The organism is Antarcticibacterium sp. 1MA-6-2 (assembly GCF_021535135.1).
Taxonomy (GTDB): Bacteria; Bacteroidota; Bacteroidia; order Flavobacteriales; family Flavobacteriaceae; genus Gillisia.
Genome location: NZ_CP091036.1, coordinates 1,869,523 through 1,887,592, shown reverse-complemented (window position 1 = coordinate 1,887,592; position 18,070 = coordinate 1,869,523). Strand labels below are relative to the sequence as shown.

The window sequence follows — 18,070 nt, the reverse complement described above, 5'->3', positions numbered from 1 at the left end:
TAGTAACATATTGTTTATCATGAATAAATATTTTTTAAAGAAATGTGCTTTTTTAGTGAGCACAATACTAATTGTTTCGGCTTGTAATAAAAGTGAAGAAATTCTACCTGAAGTTTATCTAAAAGATGTTGTAGCTCCGGAGATATTAATTAATGGAGATTGGGAGGTTTCTACAAAGTTGTCTGATGAATTTTGGAAAACACCAGATACCTTGAATTGGTCTGATGTAAAAGTGCCTGGGGAGCTAATGATGCAGGGAATTGCCATCAAGAGTGATGAGCCCTTTCTTTATCGAAAAAAAGCACGGGTTCCTGAAGATTATGCGCAAAAGCGAATCTATCTACAGTTTGATGGTGTTTACAGTTATGCAAGGCTCTGGGTGAACGGTGAATACATAAGGGATCATTACGGAGGGTTCACAAGATGGAAAGCAGAAATCACGGACTATGTTAAGCCTGGTGAAGAAGCTTTGATCTTATTGGAAGTTACAGATAGGGCCGATAATATATCCTATGCCAGTGGATACGCAAAACATCAGATTGGTGGCGTTTTGAGAGATGTAAAATTATTGGCACGACCAGAAAATCCTTTGGAACAGCTTGTTGTAGAGACCGATTTAGATTCATCCTTTACAGATGCAGTTTTGAAAGTATCGGGTAAATTACTTAATGAGGCAAAGGAAACAAAGGTTCAAATTTCTCTTAAAAGTCCAGAAGGTAAATCGATACATTTGAAAGAACCTTTAATAAGCTTAAATGGAAAAAATCTTTTTGAAATTGAAAACCGGATCTCTAAACTTACCAAATGGGATGCGGAACATCCTAATTTGTATAAGCTAAGATTGTCATTTATTAAGGATGACGAAATTATATGGAGTCAAAGCAAGGACGTTGGATTCAGAGAGGTTCAAGTAGAAGGAAATAAACTAATTGTCAATGGGGAACCAGTCAAATTACGGGGTGCTAATAGGCACGATGTACACCCTACCTTAGGTCGTGTTTCTACTCCTGAATATGAATTAAAAGATGTTTTACTGGCCAAGGAAGCCAACATGAATTATATCCGAACTTCACATTATCCTCCCACTGAGAATTTCCTGGAATTATGCGATAAATATGGGCTCTATGTCGAAGATGAAACCGCCGTTTGTTTTGTTATACCTGGCTACCGCATTGAAGGTTACGAAATAGCTGCCAATTCCCATAACAATCCAAAATACACCAATCGTTATTTGTCACAAATAGAGGAAATGGTCACTGCTAATAGAAATCATCCATCTGTAGTTATTTGGTCAATAGGGAACGAAAGCATATATGGCTCTAATTTTAAAAAATCCTATGATTGGATTCAAGATAATGATAGCACCAGGCCTATAATGTTTAGTTATCCTGGGTCGGTTTCTGATAGTCTTAAAAAACCGTACCAAATTTTAAGTATGCATTACCCTCCTATAAATGGTAATCTAACACAGTATGAGATTCAAACCAAGAATTTTGGTTATAAAAAGATGCTTAGTTATTTTTGATGAATGGGCTCATGTGGCTTCCTATAATAATGAAACTATAATAGAAGATCCTAACACCCGTAATTTTTGGGGACAAAGCCTGGACAGGATGTGGACAAAAACCTTTGAAGCAGAAGGTGGATTAGGGGGTGCAATTTGGGGAATGATAGATGAAACTTTTATGCTGCCGGAAAACCTTGAAGGTTTTAGGAAGTGGTGGGGAATAGAAGATAATACCGTGCAAACCTACAAAGGAACTACCGTAGGCTATGGAGAATGGGGAATAGTAGATGTATGGCGCAGAAAAAAGCCTGAATTTTGGAATACAAAAAAAGCTTATTCGCCTATCAGGATTATGAATACTACTATAGAGGGATATAAGGAAGGAGATTCTCTCAAAATACCTGTTTACAATAGATTTGATCATACCAATTTAAATGAAGTTACCCTTGCATACACCTATAATGGTGTAACTAAAACTTTATCTCCTTTTGATTTGCCACCTCATACCAGGGGAGAGATTTCCTTACCTATAGCGAAATGGAAAGCTGATAAAAAGATTGCGGTAGAGTTTTATAATAATAACGAGAAACTTATAGATCGTTATCTATTAAGTCAGAAACCGGGAAAGACCGCTCGGCAAATTAATTCTGAAGAAAAGGTAGAGGTAAACAGAGCGGATAATGTATTAAATTTTATTACCAGTAATGGTATCATATCACTGGACGCTACTACAGGATTAATAACAAATATTGAAAAAGATGGGAGTAATCTAGCCGTTTCCGGACCTCAAATGGTTTATAAAACAAAGGGTAAAGCCATTTCCTATTCTTCAAACCAAATTAATAATTACAGCAAAAATTGGAATCTGAATGATATAAATTATGCTTTGAATAATAATGAAGCAGTGGTGACTATCAATGGAAGCTATAGCTCTATCATAGCCACCTTTAAAATCCGGATTTTTTATGATGGAAAAATAGAAACAACCTATTCTTTTGAGAACTTGCCTAAAGAATATGTTCGGGAAGTAGGAGTGAAATATATTTTAGAAGATGCTATAACAACCCTATCTTGGGAAAGAAATGGTTATTGGAGTGCATATCCTGAAAATCATTTGTCAGCTTTGAGTGGTAAAACGAATCTTTATCCCAATACTCTCAACGAATATAGACAAAAGCCCGAAAAGCTTTGGAATGAGGATACCAAAAGTTTTTATTATGAAGGAACAAATAAAGAAAATAGCTCCGAATTAACTCGTATAGCCAAAGCTACAAAAGAGAATGTTTATAAATACTCCTTGGGGAATGATAAGAATAAATTGATAACGGTCCAAGGTAATGGAGTCTTGTCCTGCAGATTGTCTAAAACTAATGATCATTTAGAGTTATACCTTTTAAATAAACTTGATTATATAGATTTAAGTTGGGGCAATTATCAGCGGAACTTCCTATTGGATGGAACTTATAAGGGAAAAGCCGAATTCTCACTATTCCCTCAATAAATACGCAATAAAATTATTGTAATGTTTATTCAAAATTTTATAGGCCGTTTTTAAATTAAAATACAGACTTTAAGAAATGAGTAATTCGAAAGTCATCAAAAGAAATGCTTTATTATGGTTGCAAGCCGAAGCAGAATTAGGCGAAGGTCCCCTATGGGTTCCTGAGCTCAATTCATTTTTATGGATTGATATTATAAATGGGGACATTTTCCGCACAGAATTCCCGTCGGGAAAAAGTTATGGTATATACTCAGGGTATAGGCCGTCATCTATAGTGCAGGTGGGAAAAGATAAATATTTGATATCTGATTGGGACTCTATTTATCAAATTGATCTAAAAGAAAATATAATAGACAAATGCACTCAAATGAATTTTAAGCCCGAGGTTCGTTTTAATGATGGAAAGGTAGATCCTTATGGAAAATATTGGGTTGGTTCAATGGCGGTCAATGGGAAGAAAGGAATGGGGAGTCTTTATCGTTATGATATTACAAAGGGGTTTAAAAAAGTTTTGTCCAATATTTCCATTTCTAATGGAATGACCTGGTCTCGTGATAAAAAGACCATGTACTATATTGATACTTTAGATCAATTGGTTTATGCTTTCGATTTTAATAAGAACTCTGAAATATCAAACAAGCGGTCTGTAATAGAAATACCGGAAGAACTGGGTGCCCCAGATGGGATGACAATTGATGAAAATGGAAATTTATGGATAGCGCTTTGGGGAGGGTATTGTGTTATTTGTTGCGATCCGGTAACGGGAAAGATAATCGAAAGGATCAATATAGATGCGCCTTTAGTTACTTCCTGTGCCTTTGGAGGTGAAAATTTGGATATTTTAATAATTACAACGGCGAGGGACTCTTTAAATCAAGAGGAATTACAAAATTATCCAAATAGTGGATCTGTTTTTTATAAAAAAATGGATGTGGCGGGATTTTTATCACCCCATGTAAATTTAGAAAAAGAATATTAAAGGGTCTGTAAATTAAACTCTGTCTAGTATTTCAATTCCTCTGGGGCTAGCCCCAGAGGAATTGGCGTTTATGGCCAGCGGTATCCGGTCTCCAAATTTAATATAAAATTGCTGAATCGTAAGGCTCCAATTATGCAAAGGAGCAGTCCAATTCTTCTCAATGTTTCTTGTAGCCAGGTAGACTAGCTTGAGTAGTGACATATCATTAGTGAAAGCACCTTTGGTCTTGGTAACTTTCCTGATCTGACGATGGAAGCCTTCTACGGCATTGGTGGTATAAATAATCTTTCTAATGGGCTCAGTGTATTGAAAATATTGAGATAGCTGTTCCCAGTTACGCTGCCAGCTTTCAATGACTACAGGATATTTACTTCCCCATTTCTCTTCCAGATTCAATAGCTCATCTTCGGCTACATCTTTAGTGACGGCCCTATAAACCTTTTTCAGATCTTTCATAAATTCTTTTTGATCCTTCGAGGCGATATACTTCAGTGAATTACGAATTTGATGTACAATACAAAGCTGAACCTGAGCCTTTGGATAAACGCTTAAGATGGCCTGTGTAAAGCCTTTGAGGTTATCTGTACAGGCAATTAGAATATCCTGTAATCCACGGTTATGAAGATCGGTTAAAACCTGTAGCCAAAAATTAGCACCTTCGCTCTCAGAGATATACATACCCAGAATTTCCTTTTTCCCTTCTTTTGTAATACCCAGAATGTTATAGAGTGCTTTATGGGTGATTTTCCCATCCACTTTAACTTTATAATGCATGGCATCAAGCCAAACAATGCAGTAGAGCGGCTCTAGTGGACGACTTTGCCAGGCTTTGATATCAGGAATGATCTGATCGGTAATTTGGCTTAAAACGGTATGGGAAATATCGGTGTCATACATTTCCTTAATATGCCCCGAGATGTCACGGTAGCTCATCCCAAGTCCATAAAGACCGATGATTTTTTCTGAAAGATTATCCGCCAGGATTGTCTGTCGTTTTTTGACCAGTTCCGGTTGGAAGCTGCTTTGACGGTCTTCAGGAGTTTCAATATCAAAGGAACCAAAGCCACTTTTTAGCTTTTTCTTTCCCTTGCCATTGCGCTTATTCCCTTTGGAGCGTTCATCACTATTCAGATGGGAGTCCATCTCTGCCTCAAGGGCTTTCTCAATAATATTTTTTAGCATGGGTGCAAAAGCACCGTCTGCACCAAAAAGGCTCTTGCCAGACATGAACTGGTCAAGTACCTTCTTCTCGAATTCTTGTTGTTCTTTTGTAATCATAATTCTATCTGAATGAAATTAATAAATAATTCAATTCAGACAGAGTTTACTTTACAGCCTCATATTAAAGCGTATCAACGAGATTTTTACTTTTATATTCTGAGGGGGACATTCCTTTTATCAATTTAAATTGCTTATAAAAGTATGAAGGACTATTATACCCACTTGAATAACCTGCTTCTGTAATTTGACTATTATTTTCTCTAATTAGTTTACAAGCATTAGCTATACGAATATCATTTAAAAGAGCGGTAAAGGTAATTTTGGTTCTCCTTTTGAAATATCTACAAAAAGCTGTTCTATTCATATCTGTCAAATCCGCGACATCTTTAAGAGTTATTTCTTCTGCAAAATTTTCCATTACATAACTAAAAACTTTATTAATAGTTTGATCTTTATTGTAAATGTTTTCATTAAAAAGTGAACTTGATAAAAGTTTATATTGTTTGGATTCCGAAGCAATTTGTAATATTTCTAAGAAAAGGATAATCTTAACCATTCCATCAGACTTAATTAATTTCTGAAGTTTCTTTGAAAGCTTCGCTCTGGTTTTCTCTTGGAAAACAATTCCTCTCTCAGCTCGTTTAAGCAAACTTCTAACGTCTTGGAATTCTAGTAAATTAAAAAAATTTCCCTCTAATAAATTTTCGGAAAATTGTAAGATGATACAACTACATTTTTTAGTATCTACAGTTTTAGATTTTGGGCTTCTCCATAAGTGTGGAAGTTTTTTCCCCACCAGTACAACTTCACCGCTAGAAAAGGAGTTAATAGAGTCTCCTACATATCTTTCTCCCTTACCTTTTTCTATATATACTAGTTCTAACATTTCATGATAATGCCAGGCATCATCAAAGTATTCCCTGACATCCCTTCTCAAATGAAAAGCACGTTCTATAGGGATATTTAGTTTTCTAAAATTCGCCTTCACTGTGTAAATTTTCGGTCTTAAGCAAATATAGGAAATGTAATTGATAATTTTATAAACCTCCGCTTCTCAATGTTAATTTAACTTTGAAAACAGATATAATTAATGATCTATTTATTAAACATGGCAAAAAACTTAGGTTTTAACAATTATAGTAAAATCTTCAGTTTAATGCCGGATATTATTCATCTTGTATAGATAGTGTTTTGTTAATATTTGATTTTAAGATTTTGTTCACAATAGTAATCACCAAAATTAACTTCGATTATGAATAAATTTATTTTTTTAATTTTTAGCTTATTGTTTTTTCAGGTTAACTCCATTGCTCAAAACAAAAGCACTGTAACAGGTAAAGTTACCGAAAGCAAAACCGGAATGTCTATCCCCGGTGTAAATTTGTTGGAGTTAGGTACTACCAACGGAGTAATGACTGATTTTGACGGGGAATACGAAATAGAAGTTCCTGAAAACGCCACTTTGGTGATAAGTTTTATGGGGTATAAGACTCAAAATATAGATGTAAATGGAAGAAGTCAAATTGATATTGCTATGGAACCCGAAACGTCTGCATTAGAAGAGGTGGTAGTTGTAGGGTATGGAGAGCAAAAGAAAGTGAATTTAACAGGAGCAATATCTACTGTGAAATTTGATGATATCGAGGATAGGCCAATCACAAATGCTACACAAGCACTTGCTTAAGTGTAGCTGCAGGGGTAAATATATCACAGACATCTGGACAACCAGGTGCAGATGGAGGTAGTATAAGGATAAGAGGAGTTGGTACCCTAGGTAATAATAATCCCTTGGTTTTGGTAGACGGGATACCAGAAAGTATGGGGAATGTGAATGCTTCTGATATAGAAAGTGTAACCGTTTTAAAGGACGCGGCATCAGCGGCTATTTATGGTTCTCGAGCGGCCAATGGTGTTATACTTATAACAACCAAAACTGGTAAAAGTGGGAAAATGACAATTAATTATGATGGATATACCGGATTTCAGAAACCGACGAAATTAACTGAATATGAGACCAATTCAGTCAAATTTATGGAGTACCTGAATCAGGCTATATATAATGAGAGCCCATCGGCACAACCAGCATTTACTAATGACCAAATTGAGGAATATAGGAACGGATCTGACCCCTATTTATATCCTAATACTGACTGGCAGGATTTAATGTACAGGGATGCCAGAATAAGTTCTCATAATTTAAGTATACGTGGAGGTAATGAAAAAACGGTTTATTCTTTTTCTGCTTAGCTATATAGATCAGGATGGTATTGTTTTAGGTACAAATACAAAGCAATATATGGCTCGACTTAATATAGACACGAAAGTTTCGGAAAAATTCAATTATCAGTTAAAGTTATCTGGAAGGTATGATGATGTTAATGAGCCTGTAGTAGGAGCTTCTACGGTAATTGGATGGATTGACCGAGCTGTCCCTACCTGGGCTCCATATTTGGAAGACGGTCGATATGCATCTACCTGGCTGGGATTCTTAAATAATACCCATCCATTGGCTGGGGTTAAGGAAGGTAAGAACAATACAGAATGGGATAATCTATTAGCTAATATATCAGCAGAATATGAGATTTTAAATGGTTTAAAATTAAAAGGTACAGCTGCAGTTAAATCCTATCATATGCTTAAAAAAGTATTTAGACCGGAGGTTTTTCTGATCAATCCCAAAACACAGTCCGCCACGGCTCAAAATGTTGGGGGAAGAGCACTATCAGCTTGGAACTAGGTATGATACCGATCGGGAAATTTCTTTTATAACTACATTAAATTATGATAAATCATTTTCTGACATACATAATATTACTGCCCTAGGTGGATTTCAACAGGAAACAAGTAAATTCCAACGTCTTGATGCCTCAAAGGAGGGGTTGCCAAGTAATGAACTACATGAGATAGGTGCAGGATCAGTTAATCCTACAGCAGGAGGAAGTACAGTGAACTATGGTTTGCAATCATTTTTTGGAAGAGTAACCTATAATTTTAAGGAAAAATATTTGTTCGAAGCTAATGTTCGATATGATGGATCATCAAATTTTGCAGAAGGTAAAAAATGGGGGGTTTTCCCATCTTTCTCTGCCGGGTGGAATATTGATAAAGAATCGTTCTTTAATGATATAGATTTTATTGATAATCTAAAATTGAGAGGCTCCTGGGGTAAGCTTGGAAATCAGGCTATTGCACCAAACCAATATTCTCCTAGGTACGCTTTGGGTCAGAATTATTCTTATGGCGGGCAATTAGTAGGCGGTGCTGCACAGACAGTTCTTCCTAATCCAGAGATTACTTGGGAAACTTCTACACAAACCGATATTGGCCTTGATTTAAGAGCTTTTAGTGGAAAGCTTGGGTTTGTTTTTGATTACTATCATAAAGTTACAGATGACATTTTAAGACCTATAAATGTATCTGGAGTTGTAGGTGGGCTTCAGGCGCCAACAGTTAATCTAGCATCCGTAGAAAATAAAGGACTAGAATTTGCTTTATCCCATAGGAATGTTATAGGTGAGTTTTCATATAATGTAGATGCAAACTTGACCACTATAAATAATGAAGTAATCAAATTGGATGCTCCTTCTATTGGAGGTATTTCTTGGCTTGCTGAAGGAAGGCCCATAGATGAGTTCTATACCATTAAAATGCTGGGGATTTTTCAAAATCAACAGGAAATTAACGAACATGGAGCTCAACCCTCTGCTCAACCGGGCGATATTAAATTTCAAGATCTAAATAATGATGGGGAGATTAATGATGAGGATAGACAGCCAATAGCGAGTTCTATTCCAAAATATACCTATGGGTTAAATCTCTCTGCAGAATATAAAGGCTTTGATTTATCTGTTTTATTCCAAGGTGTAGAGGGAAACCATGCTATAACCGAGGAAGAGCAAAAACCATTCTTTAACAATGCGGGATTACCTAAGTTTTGGGTAGATAATGCTTGGACCTCAGAAAATCCAAATAATAAATATCCTCGTTTGGTGCGTGGCAGTAATTATATTAATAATGTATGGAGAAATTCATCATTTTTAGTAGAAGATGCCTCTTATTTAAGATTGAAGAACTTTCAGATAGGCTATACTTTGCCATCAATGATAACAGAAAGGATAAATATTAAAAGGTTACGCGTTTACATGAATGCGCAAAATCCATTAACCTTTACTTCTTACCGGGGTTTGGATCCGGAAAAGAATCCTTTTCAGATAAGGGGGTCTTACTCTAATGTTCAAACTTATTCTCTAGGTCTAAATTTATCACTATAAAAAAACAAAATGATGAAAATTAACTTTAAAATAATAATAGTACTGCTGTTTTTCATATCATCTTGTACTAAAGATGAGCTAAAAGTATCTTCAACCACACAGATATCATCTGAAACTTTTTGGAAAACTGAAAGTGATCTAAAGTTGGCATTGAATGGAATATATAGTTCTTTGGGAAGTTTGGAACAAAGTTATATTTATTTCGATGTATTGACCGATAACGCTTACAATCACTATCCCTGGGAAGGTTTTAAAGCAATTGCTGATGGCACCCATGATACAAGAAATCCTGGTGCAATAAGCTGGATTTGGAATGATAGTTATAAGGGAATAGGCCGTGCCAATACACTGTTGGACCATATCGATTTAATAGAAGGTTTAGACCAGGACTTGAAAAACTCTGCCATTGGGGAAGCGTTGTTTTTACGAGCCTATTTTTACTTTACACTTACCGATTTATACGGGGGTGTCCCAATGCCACTGGAATCTCCAAAAATTGAACATGGTGAATTAGTAAGAGAACCGAAAGAGAAGGTCGTGGAACAAATTTTAAAGGACCTTGATAGGGCTGCAGATTTACTTCCCCAAAACCAAGATCAAGCAGGTAAAGCAACCAAAGGAGCAGCTTTAGGAATGAAAACAAGAGTTTTATTATTTAATGATAAATGGACAGAGGCTGCAATGACTGCAAAAGAAGTTATGCAAATGGGATATGATTTATATCCTAATTACCGGGAGTTATTTCTGAAAGAAAATGAGAATAATGTAGAAGTCATTTTTGATGTACAATATAAAGCACCAGAACAAGGTAATTTTTATCAATTATACCTAGGTGGTTTACAGTACGGAGGATGGTCTTCTATAGTACCTTTGCCGAATCTAGCGGATGCTTATTTAATGGAGGATGGGTTGACCCAAGAAAACTCTCCGCTGTACAATCCAGAAAACCCATATGAAAATAGAGATCCAAGACTAAAGCAAACTGTTTTTGTTCCCGGTTCTACGGTGAATGGTATAGAAAACCATGAAGATGATTATACTGGATTTACGTTTAAAAAGTACACACCTTATGACGAAGATAAAGTAGTGGAACCTATTGGGTATCCCAATACCACGGGAGGAAATGCCATTATTTTGAGATATGCCGATATTCTTTTGATGTACGCAGAAGCTCAAAATGAAGCAGTTGGTCCGGATCAATCAGTATATGACGCAATTAATGCTGTTAGGACTAGACCCAGCGTAAATATGCCTCCAGTAGAACCAGGTTTGAGCCAAGAGGAAATGCGGCAGGTAATAAGACTGGAAAGACGTGTAGAATTTGTTTTGGAAGCTTCGAGATATTCTGATTTGAGGAGATGGGATATTGCTGAAAATGAATTAGATGGCCTTCAGGATCCTGGAGGGGTGCGTAAGTTTGATCCTAATAGAGATTATTTATGGCCAATTCCAGGTGCAGAATTTGATATAGATGGAAACCAACTGGAGCAAAACCCTGGATATTAGAACAGTGACATGTTCAGGACTGATGTTAAATATTTTAAATTTGATATTAGTGTTCCGGAAATAATCAAATGAAGCTTTTTCAAATTAAGAGAATAATGTTTGAAGAAGCTTCATCCATTCTCTTTTATTTAAATGTGGTTTAGCTGATATTTAAAACGAGAAAAGAAAAATCAGTGGATAATTTAGGAAGAATCAATTTTCGAGATAACGAGATATGAGTTCACTTGATATATTAATATTTATTGCTTACGGCTTGGTCATTTTATTGGTTGGTAATTTTTTACACCGATCAAAAGAAAAAGAGAACAGCAGCAGCAATTATTTCTTTGCTAGTAATAGTCTGCCTTGGTATCTGATTGGTACTTCTATTATTGCAGCAAATATTTCAGCAGAGCAATTTATCGGCATGTCAGGGTCAGGGTATGCCATAGGACTAGGGATTGCCACCTATGAATGGATAGCCGCGTTAATACTTATTGTAGTGGCTAAATATTTTCTACCTATCCTTATAAAGAATGAGATTTATACTATGCCTCAGTTTATGGCATACCGATATGATAATCGCATTAAAACCATTCTAGCTGTTTTTTGGATTGCACTTTTTGTCCTGGTAAATATTACCTCAATTTTATACTTGGGAGCTCTTACTATCAAAATATTATTGGATATTCCTTTAATATGGGCAATTGTTGGTTTGGCTGTATTTACTTTGCTCTATTCTGTTTTCAATGGTTTAAAAGCTATTGCCAGTACCGATATTATACAGGTCTTTTTTCTTGTTTCTGGTGGGCTTATGACTACTTATCTAGCCTTAAATGCAACTAGTGATGGTAACGGAATAATTGAAGGTTTTAAAATAATAGCAAATGAAGCGCCCGAAAAGCTACATATGATTATTAAGTCTTCTGATCCCAATTTTACCTACCTTCCTGGATGGCGGGCAATTTTTGGAGGTATTTGGATAGCCGGGATTTATTATTTTGGGGCTAATCAATATATTATACAAAAGGCTTTAGGTGCCAAAAATCTCAGAGAAGCGCAAAGAGGGATGGCATTTGCGGGATTCCTAAAGGTATTAATACCCCTTATAGTTGTTGTGCCGGGTATTGCTGCTTTTGTGCTAGATGCCAAAATAGATACACCCGATGGTGCTTATCCCTGGTTGCTTAATACCTTTATACCTTCTGGATTTAAAGGGTTTATTTTTGCAGCCCTTATTGCTGCAATTGTATCATCATTGAGTGCAATTATAAATAGTACATCTACTATTTTTACAATGGATATTTATAAGAATTTTTTTCATAAAACAGCATCAGAAAAGCAACTTGTAAAAACAGGTCGGCTTTCTGGAGTGTTGGCAATGATAATCGCGGCATCCGTCGCCCCTCTTTTGGGAAGAGTTGAACAAGCCTTTCAATTTATCCAAGAATTTACAGGTATGCTTAGCCCAGGAATTACCGCAATTTTTATTTTAGGTTTGTTCTGGAAAAAGACTACCTCTAATGCAGCATTTTTTGGGATAATTATTTCTCTTCCTGCTTCGATTTTTCTAAAGTTTGTATTCCCAGCAATGCCATTTCTTGATAAAATGTTGTGCGCATTTCTATTTACCTCATTTTTCATGGTTGTTTGGTCATTGTTAGAAGGAAGAATGAAAACCTATCCGAAGGCTATTAACGTAGACAAGCGCATGTTTAAAACAGACCGGGTTTTTAATATGGTTTCCATTGGTATTTTTATTATGCTTCTTGCCCTTTATATTGTTTTTTGGTAAAAGAGCAGTGGGAATTTATGCAATAGAATAAATATAATTAGTGAGTAGTTGAAAGTATATTCTCTTTTATAACAAGAGTTATAGAATGTTTTTTCATAATAACAAGCGAGTAACAGTTTATCAATATGTATAACTAATGAAATGAAAAAAATAGAAATTCGTGTTCATACAATCATAAAGAGTTATTTGATTTTATAATTCTTAAGGGTGAAGAGGTTAAACTAGTAATAAAATAACCCTACTTCTCAAGAGATGTTTTATTAGATTTTTAGTAAAGTATTGATAGTAAGTAAATTACGAGCGCAGGAGTTTATGTTCATGTTTAAAGGAGAATGACTTCATATCGCAAACATAAATTGAATATTCAGAACAAAGTTCGAAACCTAGTGATAAAATACACGGTTGAATTTTAAGATTTTTAATATGCAGAAAGTAATAAGTTTTGGTGAGATATTAATGCGATTATCACCCCCGGGGAATCTTCGTTTTGACCAGGCCACCAGTTTTAATGCTGTTTACGGAGGCGGTGAATTTAATGCTATAGCGTCTTTAGCTAATTTTGGTTTAAAAACAGAATTTGTGACTGCAGTTCCTGAAAATGCGCTTGGGGATTGTGTTATAAATACAATACGTAGTGTAAATGTTGGTTGTGAAAACATTTTAAGGCAAGGCGATCGATTAGGCTTGTATTTTATTGAAATGGGAGCATCGGTTCGATCTAGCAATGTTATTTATGACCGTGCAGAATCTTCAATTGCACAAATTGGAACAAATAATTTTGATTGGGCTAAAATTTTTAAAGGTGCAACTTGGTTCCATTGGAGCGGTGTTACCCCGGCAATCTCCCAGGAAGCGGCTGGGGCTTGTCTGGAAGCCGTGAAAAAAGCTTCAGAAATGGGACTTAAAATCTCCACCGATTTAAACTACCGAAGTAAACTTTGGAACTATGGAAAAGAGCCATATGACGTAATGCCTGAATTACTGCAGTATAGTAATGTCATAATCGGCGATATTGATACCGCTCGGTTTATGCTTAAAAAAGATAAAATAGCACCAGATTATAAAAATAAAGACGAAGTTAAACAAGCTTTTTTAGAGCTTATGGAATTCTTGCCAAACCTTGATAGCATAGGGATGGTATTTCGCGAATCGGTAAATGCTTCCCATGAAAGGATAGGAGGTTTATTATACAATAATAATAAACTCTATAGTGAAAAAATAAGGGATGTTATACCTATAGTAGACAGGGTAGGAAGCGGAGATGCTTTTATGGCCGGATTGCTGTATGGTCTTTTGGAATTTGATGAGAACTTTCAGAAAACAATTGAATTTGCTACTGCCGCCTGTATCTTAAAGCATAGTATTTTCGGAGATGTAAACCGGGTAAGTAAAGAAGAAGTTATAAATTTTATAGATAATGATGGCGCTGCAAAGGTAAAGCGCTAAGAATTTTAAAATAGTTTAAAGAATGTCGCAATTTTCACGCATAGAAGTAGTAGAAATTATGAAGGATACTGGTTTAGTGCCATTGTTCTACCATTCAGATATTGAAGTAGGGAAAAAGGTGCTAAAAGCTTGTTATAATGGGGGTGCTCGGTTATTGGAGTTCACGGCAAGAGGAGATTTTGCCCATGAAGTCTTTAGTGAACTCAATAAATACGCTTACGATTGTTTGCCAGGGATGGTGCTAGGAGTAGGCTCTGTAACCGATGCTGCCTCCGCTTCTTTATATCTATCTTTAGGGGCCAATTTTATAGTGACACCAGTATTTAGGGAAGATATCGCAAAAGTTTGTAATCGTCGTAAAGTATTGTGGTCACCTGGTTGTGGTACCTTATCAGAAATTTCCAGAGCAGAAGAAATTGGTTGTGAGGTGGTTAAGCTGTTTCCAGGGAATACTTTTGGTCCAGGCTTTATAAAAGCTATTTTAGGACCACAACCTTGGACCTCCATAATGCCCACTGGAGGGGTTACTACAGAAGAAGAGAACCTTAGAGCCTGGTTTAAAGCTAGCGCAACCTGTGTGGGCATAGGCTCGCAACTTATAAGTAAAGAACTTTTGGAACAAAAGGATTTTGGAAACCTAGAGAAAAAAGTTCACAATACCATCCTGCTAATTCAGAAGATAAGAAAGTAATTAAAAAAGTTATAACCTATTAAATGAGGGTAACTATAACTTTTTGAAATCATGCATAAGAATGATTTTGAATTTAACTTTGATAAAAGGTATATGCTTTTTTAAAATGCTGAAGTTTCCGATAAGGTTGAAGTATATAAAGATTTATAATTCAATGAGATTAACTTTATGCTTAATAGATAAGGTATTTTGTAGAAGGAATAATCGATACGCTTGTGCAAGCGAGAGGTAACTATAAGATATTAGACGAATGTAAATGGAGATAATAGAAACCTATGAAGAATTTCCAAATTGAGATCAAAATAATTAAAACTCCTAAACACGACAGCTTTAGATTATTCTATGTACCCGCTCAAACCAGACAAGAAAATCTTAAAACTGTTGGGTAATAGCAATACTAGTCGAATTATGTATACGGCAGGAAAAGTAGATATACTTAAATATTGAGTATGGAATTGATTGAAAATAAAAGTAAATGTCTACCAGATAAGCAGCTATTTAGGATGGAGAGATGGTTGATTTCTCTGGTATAAAATACTTAGTAAAGGTTTTTATTAAAAAAATAAAATAGATGATTATGTCTCAAATTATTAAAAAAAGAGGATTAGTATGTTTATTAGCCTGCTTGAGCGTCTGTATGGTTTCCTTGCAGGCGCAAGAGCATTATAAACCAACTTGGAAATCCTTAGATTCCAGGCCAGTGGCAGATTGGTTTCAAGACGCTAAATTCGGAATTTTTATTCATTGGGGTCCTTATTCGGTGCTAAGCCTGGTCGCCTAAGGGTACTTATTCGGAATGGTACCAGTACTGGTTGCAGGAAAAAACGCTTTTCGGAAATGGAGATTTTACCGGAAAAGAGGTGTTCGATTATCATAATAAAACCTATGGGAGAAATTTTAGCTATTACGACTTCGGAAAAAAGTTTAAAGCTGATTTATTTGAAGCTGATGAGTGGAGTTCCTTATTTAAAAAAGCGGGAGCACGTTACGTTGTTTTAACCTCTAAGCATCATGATGGGTTTACATTATGGCCAAGTAAAGAGGCCAACGATAGAGGTTTTCCCTGGAATAGTATGGAAGTTGGTGCAAAAAAAGATTTGGTTGGTGAATTATCACAATCGGTAAAATCGGCTGGTTTAAAAATGGGGCTCTATTATTCCTTATATGAGTGGTACCATCCTTGGTGGCAAAACGATAAAGAACGTTTTGTTGATGAACATTTTTTACCGCAAGTCAAAGATTTGGTACAAACCTACAAACCAGACTTGTTATATGGCGATGGAGAGTGGGATATAACTGCAGAGCAATGGAAATCAAAAGAGCTTTTGGCCTGGCTGTTTAATGAATCTAAGGTTAAAGAATCGATCGTAGTAAATGATAGATGGGGAAAAAACGATAGGCAAAAACATGGCGGTTATTTTACTACCGAATATGAAGCTGAAGCTCCTGAATTTGAACGGCCCTGGGAGGAAACTCGTGGTATGGGCTTCTCCTTCGGATATAACCAAAATGAAGATGCTAAGGACTACAACTCGCCTCAAGCCTTAGTGCTTATGTTGGTGAACATTGTGTCTGCAGGCGGGAACCTATTGCTAGATATAGGTCCTGATGCTAGGGGAAAAATACCTCCTATTATGCAAGAACGACTGTTACAAATGGGGAAATGGTTATCGATGAATGGAGAAGCTATTTTTTCGACAAGACCCTGGAAAAAATCTTTCCAGTGGTCTAAAGGAAGTAAAAAACTAGAATCTGAAGGACATTACTTGGGAGGTGATTTTATTATTCGACAAACCTTGAAACCAAAATCAGGTCAGGCGGTAAAAGAAATATTTTTTACTCAAAATGAGGAAGCTTATTTTGCCATAACCCCCAAATGGCCGAAGAAAGAACTCCGTATCAGGGATTTTCAGCCCAAATCGAAGGTGAAGGTGAGCTTTTTGGGTACAGGACAGATTTTAAGCTGGCATCAGGAAGGAGATGATATGGTGATAGAAATACCCAATTATAATCCGAACAATTTGGAGCCCGAGGAGGAATATGCTTACACTTTTAAAATTTTAAAATAGATAATTTCAGTAGCTAAATTTCCTAACCATTGGAGGTTAATATAGTGGACTCACTATATTATTATTCGTTGCCAATCAACCAGCTCTAATGGAGTTTTATCTGGTTCGCATACAGAATGGAATTGGGAGGCTAACTATTCATTTTAAATCTTTCATACTGGATGCTAAGGGAATTGATCTTATTGTAAAGAAATTGGATAGCTTTTTTACAAACCATAGTCTTGTCAATGTTTTTGAAATAAAAATAGGGGACGTAGTTTCCTATTTAAAAGTATAGATTAAAGAAAGATCTCGAGAACTGGCATATTGTGATAAAGTCATGAATTAGGCTATAAAATTAAAACTAAAAAAGATTAAATATGAACTTTTTAAATTACGCGAAAACACTCTTCGCAATTTTATGTTTTTTATTGACTTCAAGTTTCGCTTTGGCTCAACATATATATGTTTCGGTTAATGGAAGCGATATGGGAAAAGGATCTAAAAATGATCCAATATTGTCCATTCAAAAAGCTTTGGAAAAGGCAAATAAACTGAAGAAAGATAGTGGAAAAGTAAAAGTATTTTTTAGAGAAGGCTCTTATACGTTTGAAAAAACCGTGTTTCTTGACAATAGTTTTTCGAATATTGATCTACAAGCCTATCCCGGGGAAGAGGTTATATTTAACGGGGGTGTTTCTATACCTATAGAGCGAATTGAGAAAAATATACTACCCAGTGATAGTTATCACCCAGAACGGGAAGTTCACAAAGTAAATTTAAAAAAAACGGGTATTACAAATTATGGAGAACTTCGCAATGTTGGATTTTCACGTCCTTACGGTCCAGCCTGGGGAGAATTGTTTGTGAATAAGAAAGCAATGCATTTGGCGCGTTGGCCAAATAAAGGCATGGTTCCAACGGGCAAGGTATTAGATAAAGGCTCGGTGCCACGTGAAGACGATTTCTCAGATAGGGGTGGAATAATTCAGTATGATTCCCTGCGAATAAATAATTGGGCCAAGGAAAAAAACATCTGGATGTCTGGTTATTTCATGCACGGCTATGCAGATGATATGGTGAAAATAAAAAAATTGACACTGTAAAAGAAACCTTAAAAACGGCT

The 18,070-nt window shown here is 35.8% G+C and carries 17 protein-coding genes; 15 read left to right on the top strand and 2 right to left on the bottom strand.

Annotation, left to right across the window (positions count from 1 at the left end; genetic code table 11):
* Positions 1 to 55 precede the first annotated feature (55 nt).
* From LZ575_RS09515 to LZ575_RS09505, 3 genes are all read left to right on the top strand, one after another.
* Positions 56 to 1,525 carry a glycoside hydrolase family 2 protein gene (locus tag LZ575_RS09515; protein ID WP_235330429.1) on the top strand — a complete coding sequence of 490 codons (1,470 nt, stop codon included), beginning with the start codon at positions 56 to 58 and terminating at the stop codon, positions 1,523 to 1,525.
* On the top strand, positions 1,473 to 3,008 hold the full coding sequence (locus LZ575_RS09510; protein ID WP_235330428.1) for a DUF4981 domain-containing protein: 1,536 nt from the start codon (positions 1,473 to 1,475) through the stop codon (positions 3,006 to 3,008). The genes LZ575_RS09515 and LZ575_RS09510 overlap by 53 nt, the downstream gene beginning before the upstream one ends.
* 76 nt (positions 3,009 to 3,084) lie before the next feature.
* Entirely contained in the window at positions 3,085 to 3,987 is a 903-nt protein-coding gene (locus LZ575_RS09505; protein WP_235330427.1) for an SMP-30/gluconolactonase/LRE family protein, read from the top strand.
* Between the two features lie 12 nt (positions 3,988 to 3,999).
* On the opposite strand, the gene LZ575_RS09500 is transcribed toward LZ575_RS09505, so the two are convergent.
* Together LZ575_RS09500 and LZ575_RS09495 are read right to left on the bottom strand one after the other, a co-directional pair.
* A complete protein-coding gene (locus tag LZ575_RS09500) occupies positions 4,000 to 5,265 on the bottom strand; it encodes an IS256 family transposase (protein ID WP_409187199.1) in 1,266 nt (421 codons plus the stop codon).
* A gap of 64 nt (positions 5,266 to 5,329) precedes the next feature.
* Entirely contained in the window at positions 5,330 to 6,196 is an 867-nt protein-coding gene (locus LZ575_RS09495) for an AraC family transcriptional regulator (RefSeq protein WP_235330426.1), read from the bottom strand.
* Between the two features lie 264 nt (positions 6,197 to 6,460).
* Here LZ575_RS09495 and LZ575_RS09490 point away from each other — a divergent pair, with 264 nt between their 5' ends.
* The 12 genes from LZ575_RS09490 (at position 6,461) to LZ575_RS09435 (ending at position 18,050) form a co-directional block, all read left to right on the top strand.
* The gene (locus LZ575_RS09490; RefSeq protein WP_235330425.1) at positions 6,461 to 6,892 is read left to right on the top strand and encodes a carboxypeptidase-like regulatory domain-containing protein; all 432 of its coding nucleotides are present in this window, start codon (positions 6,461 to 6,463) and stop codon (positions 6,890 to 6,892) included.
* A gap of 20 nt (positions 6,893 to 6,912) precedes the next feature.
* Positions 6,913 to 7,455, top strand: a complete 543-nt coding sequence (locus tag LZ575_RS09485; protein ID WP_235330704.1) for a TonB-dependent receptor plug domain-containing protein — start codon at positions 6,913 to 6,915, stop codon at positions 7,453 to 7,455.
* On the top strand, positions 7,424 to 7,945 hold the full coding sequence (locus LZ575_RS09480) for a hypothetical protein (RefSeq protein ID WP_235330424.1): 522 nt from the start codon (positions 7,424 to 7,426) through the stop codon (positions 7,943 to 7,945). The genes LZ575_RS09485 and LZ575_RS09480 overlap by 32 nt, the downstream gene beginning before the upstream one ends.
* Positions 7,911 to 9,479, top strand: coding sequence for a SusC/RagA family TonB-linked outer membrane protein (locus LZ575_RS09475; RefSeq protein WP_235330423.1), 1,569 nt, complete (start codon positions 7,911 to 7,913; stop codon positions 9,477 to 9,479). Before LZ575_RS09480 ends, LZ575_RS09475 begins: the two co-directional genes overlap by 35 nt.
* A 9-nt stretch (positions 9,480 to 9,488) precedes the next feature.
* On the top strand, positions 9,489 to 10,985 hold the full coding sequence (locus LZ575_RS09470; protein WP_235330422.1) for a RagB/SusD family nutrient uptake outer membrane protein: 1,497 nt from the start codon (positions 9,489 to 9,491) through the stop codon (positions 10,983 to 10,985).
* Between the two features lie 214 nt (positions 10,986 to 11,199).
* A complete protein-coding gene (locus LZ575_RS09465) occupies positions 11,200 to 12,759 on the top strand; it encodes a sodium:solute symporter family transporter (protein WP_235330421.1) in 1,560 nt (519 codons plus the stop codon).
* A gap of 423 nt (positions 12,760 to 13,182) precedes the next feature.
* On the top strand, positions 13,183 to 14,205 hold the full coding sequence (locus tag LZ575_RS09460) for a sugar kinase (protein ID WP_235330420.1): 1,023 nt from the start codon (positions 13,183 to 13,185) through the stop codon (positions 14,203 to 14,205).
* Between the two features lie 22 nt (positions 14,206 to 14,227).
* The gene (locus LZ575_RS09455) at positions 14,228 to 14,896 is read left to right on the top strand and encodes a bifunctional 4-hydroxy-2-oxoglutarate aldolase/2-dehydro-3-deoxy-phosphogluconate aldolase (RefSeq protein WP_235330419.1); all 669 of its coding nucleotides are present in this window, start codon (positions 14,228 to 14,230) and stop codon (positions 14,894 to 14,896) included.
* Between the two features lie 571 nt (positions 14,897 to 15,467).
* Entirely contained in the window at positions 15,468 to 15,677 is a 210-nt protein-coding gene (locus LZ575_RS22475; protein WP_311196046.1) for an alpha-L-fucosidase, read from the top strand.
* A 31-nt stretch (positions 15,678 to 15,708) separates the two neighbouring features.
* On the top strand, positions 15,709 to 16,965 hold the full coding sequence (locus tag LZ575_RS22470) for an alpha-L-fucosidase (RefSeq protein ID WP_255702908.1): 1,257 nt from the start codon (positions 15,709 to 15,711) through the stop codon (positions 16,963 to 16,965).
* A gap of 88 nt (positions 16,966 to 17,053) precedes the next feature.
* Positions 17,054 to 17,242 carry a hypothetical protein gene (locus LZ575_RS09440; protein WP_235330418.1) on the top strand — a complete coding sequence of 63 codons (189 nt, stop codon included), beginning with the start codon at positions 17,054 to 17,056 and terminating at the stop codon, positions 17,240 to 17,242.
* Between the two features lie 82 nt (positions 17,243 to 17,324).
* Complete coding sequence (locus LZ575_RS09435) at positions 17,325 to 18,050, top strand: hypothetical protein (protein ID WP_235330417.1); 726 nt, start codon at positions 17,325 to 17,327, stop codon at positions 18,048 to 18,050.
* The last annotated feature ends 20 nt before the right edge of the window (positions 18,051 to 18,070 follow it).

What these genes read in the sequence shown, in the direction of transcription:
- LZ575_RS09440 (WP_235330418.1), top strand. Translation starts at nt 17,054, where the DNA reads ATGGAGTTTTATCTGGTTCGCATACAGAATGGAATTGGGAGGCTAACT.
- LZ575_RS09510 (WP_235330428.1), top strand. Translation starts at nt 1,473, where the DNA reads ATGAGATTCAAACCAAGAATTTTGGTTATAAAAAGATGCTTAGTTATT.
- LZ575_RS09465 (WP_235330421.1), top strand. Translation starts at nt 11,200, where the DNA reads ATGAGTTCACTTGATATATTAATATTTATTGCTTACGGCTTGGTCATT.
- LZ575_RS22475 (WP_311196046.1), top strand. Translation starts at nt 15,468, where the DNA reads ATGATTATGTCTCAAATTATTAAAAAAAGAGGATTAGTATGTTTATTA.
- LZ575_RS09480 (WP_235330424.1), top strand. Translation starts at nt 7,424, where the DNA reads ATGAAAAAACGGTTTATTCTTTTTCTGCTTAGCTATATAGATCAGGAT.
- LZ575_RS09460 (WP_235330420.1), top strand. Translation starts at nt 13,183, where the DNA reads ATGCAGAAAGTAATAAGTTTTGGTGAGATATTAATGCGATTATCACCC.
- LZ575_RS09505 (WP_235330427.1), top strand. Translation starts at nt 3,085, where the DNA reads ATGAGTAATTCGAAAGTCATCAAAAGAAATGCTTTATTATGGTTGCAA.
- LZ575_RS09500 (WP_409187199.1), bottom strand. Translation starts at nt 5,265, where the DNA reads ATGATTACAAAAGAACAACAAGAATTCGAGAAGAAGGTACTTGACCAG.
- LZ575_RS09470 (WP_235330422.1), top strand. Translation starts at nt 9,489, where the DNA reads ATGATGAAAATTAACTTTAAAATAATAATAGTACTGCTGTTTTTCATA.
- LZ575_RS09490 (WP_235330425.1), top strand. Translation starts at nt 6,461, where the DNA reads ATGAATAAATTTATTTTTTTAATTTTTAGCTTATTGTTTTTTCAGGTT.
- LZ575_RS09475 (WP_235330423.1), top strand. Translation starts at nt 7,911, where the DNA reads ATGTTGGGGGAAGAGCACTATCAGCTTGGAACTAGGTATGATACCGAT.
- LZ575_RS09435 (WP_235330417.1), top strand. Translation starts at nt 17,325, where the DNA reads ATGAACTTTTTAAATTACGCGAAAACACTCTTCGCAATTTTATGTTTT.
- LZ575_RS09455 (WP_235330419.1), top strand. Translation starts at nt 14,228, where the DNA reads ATGTCGCAATTTTCACGCATAGAAGTAGTAGAAATTATGAAGGATACT.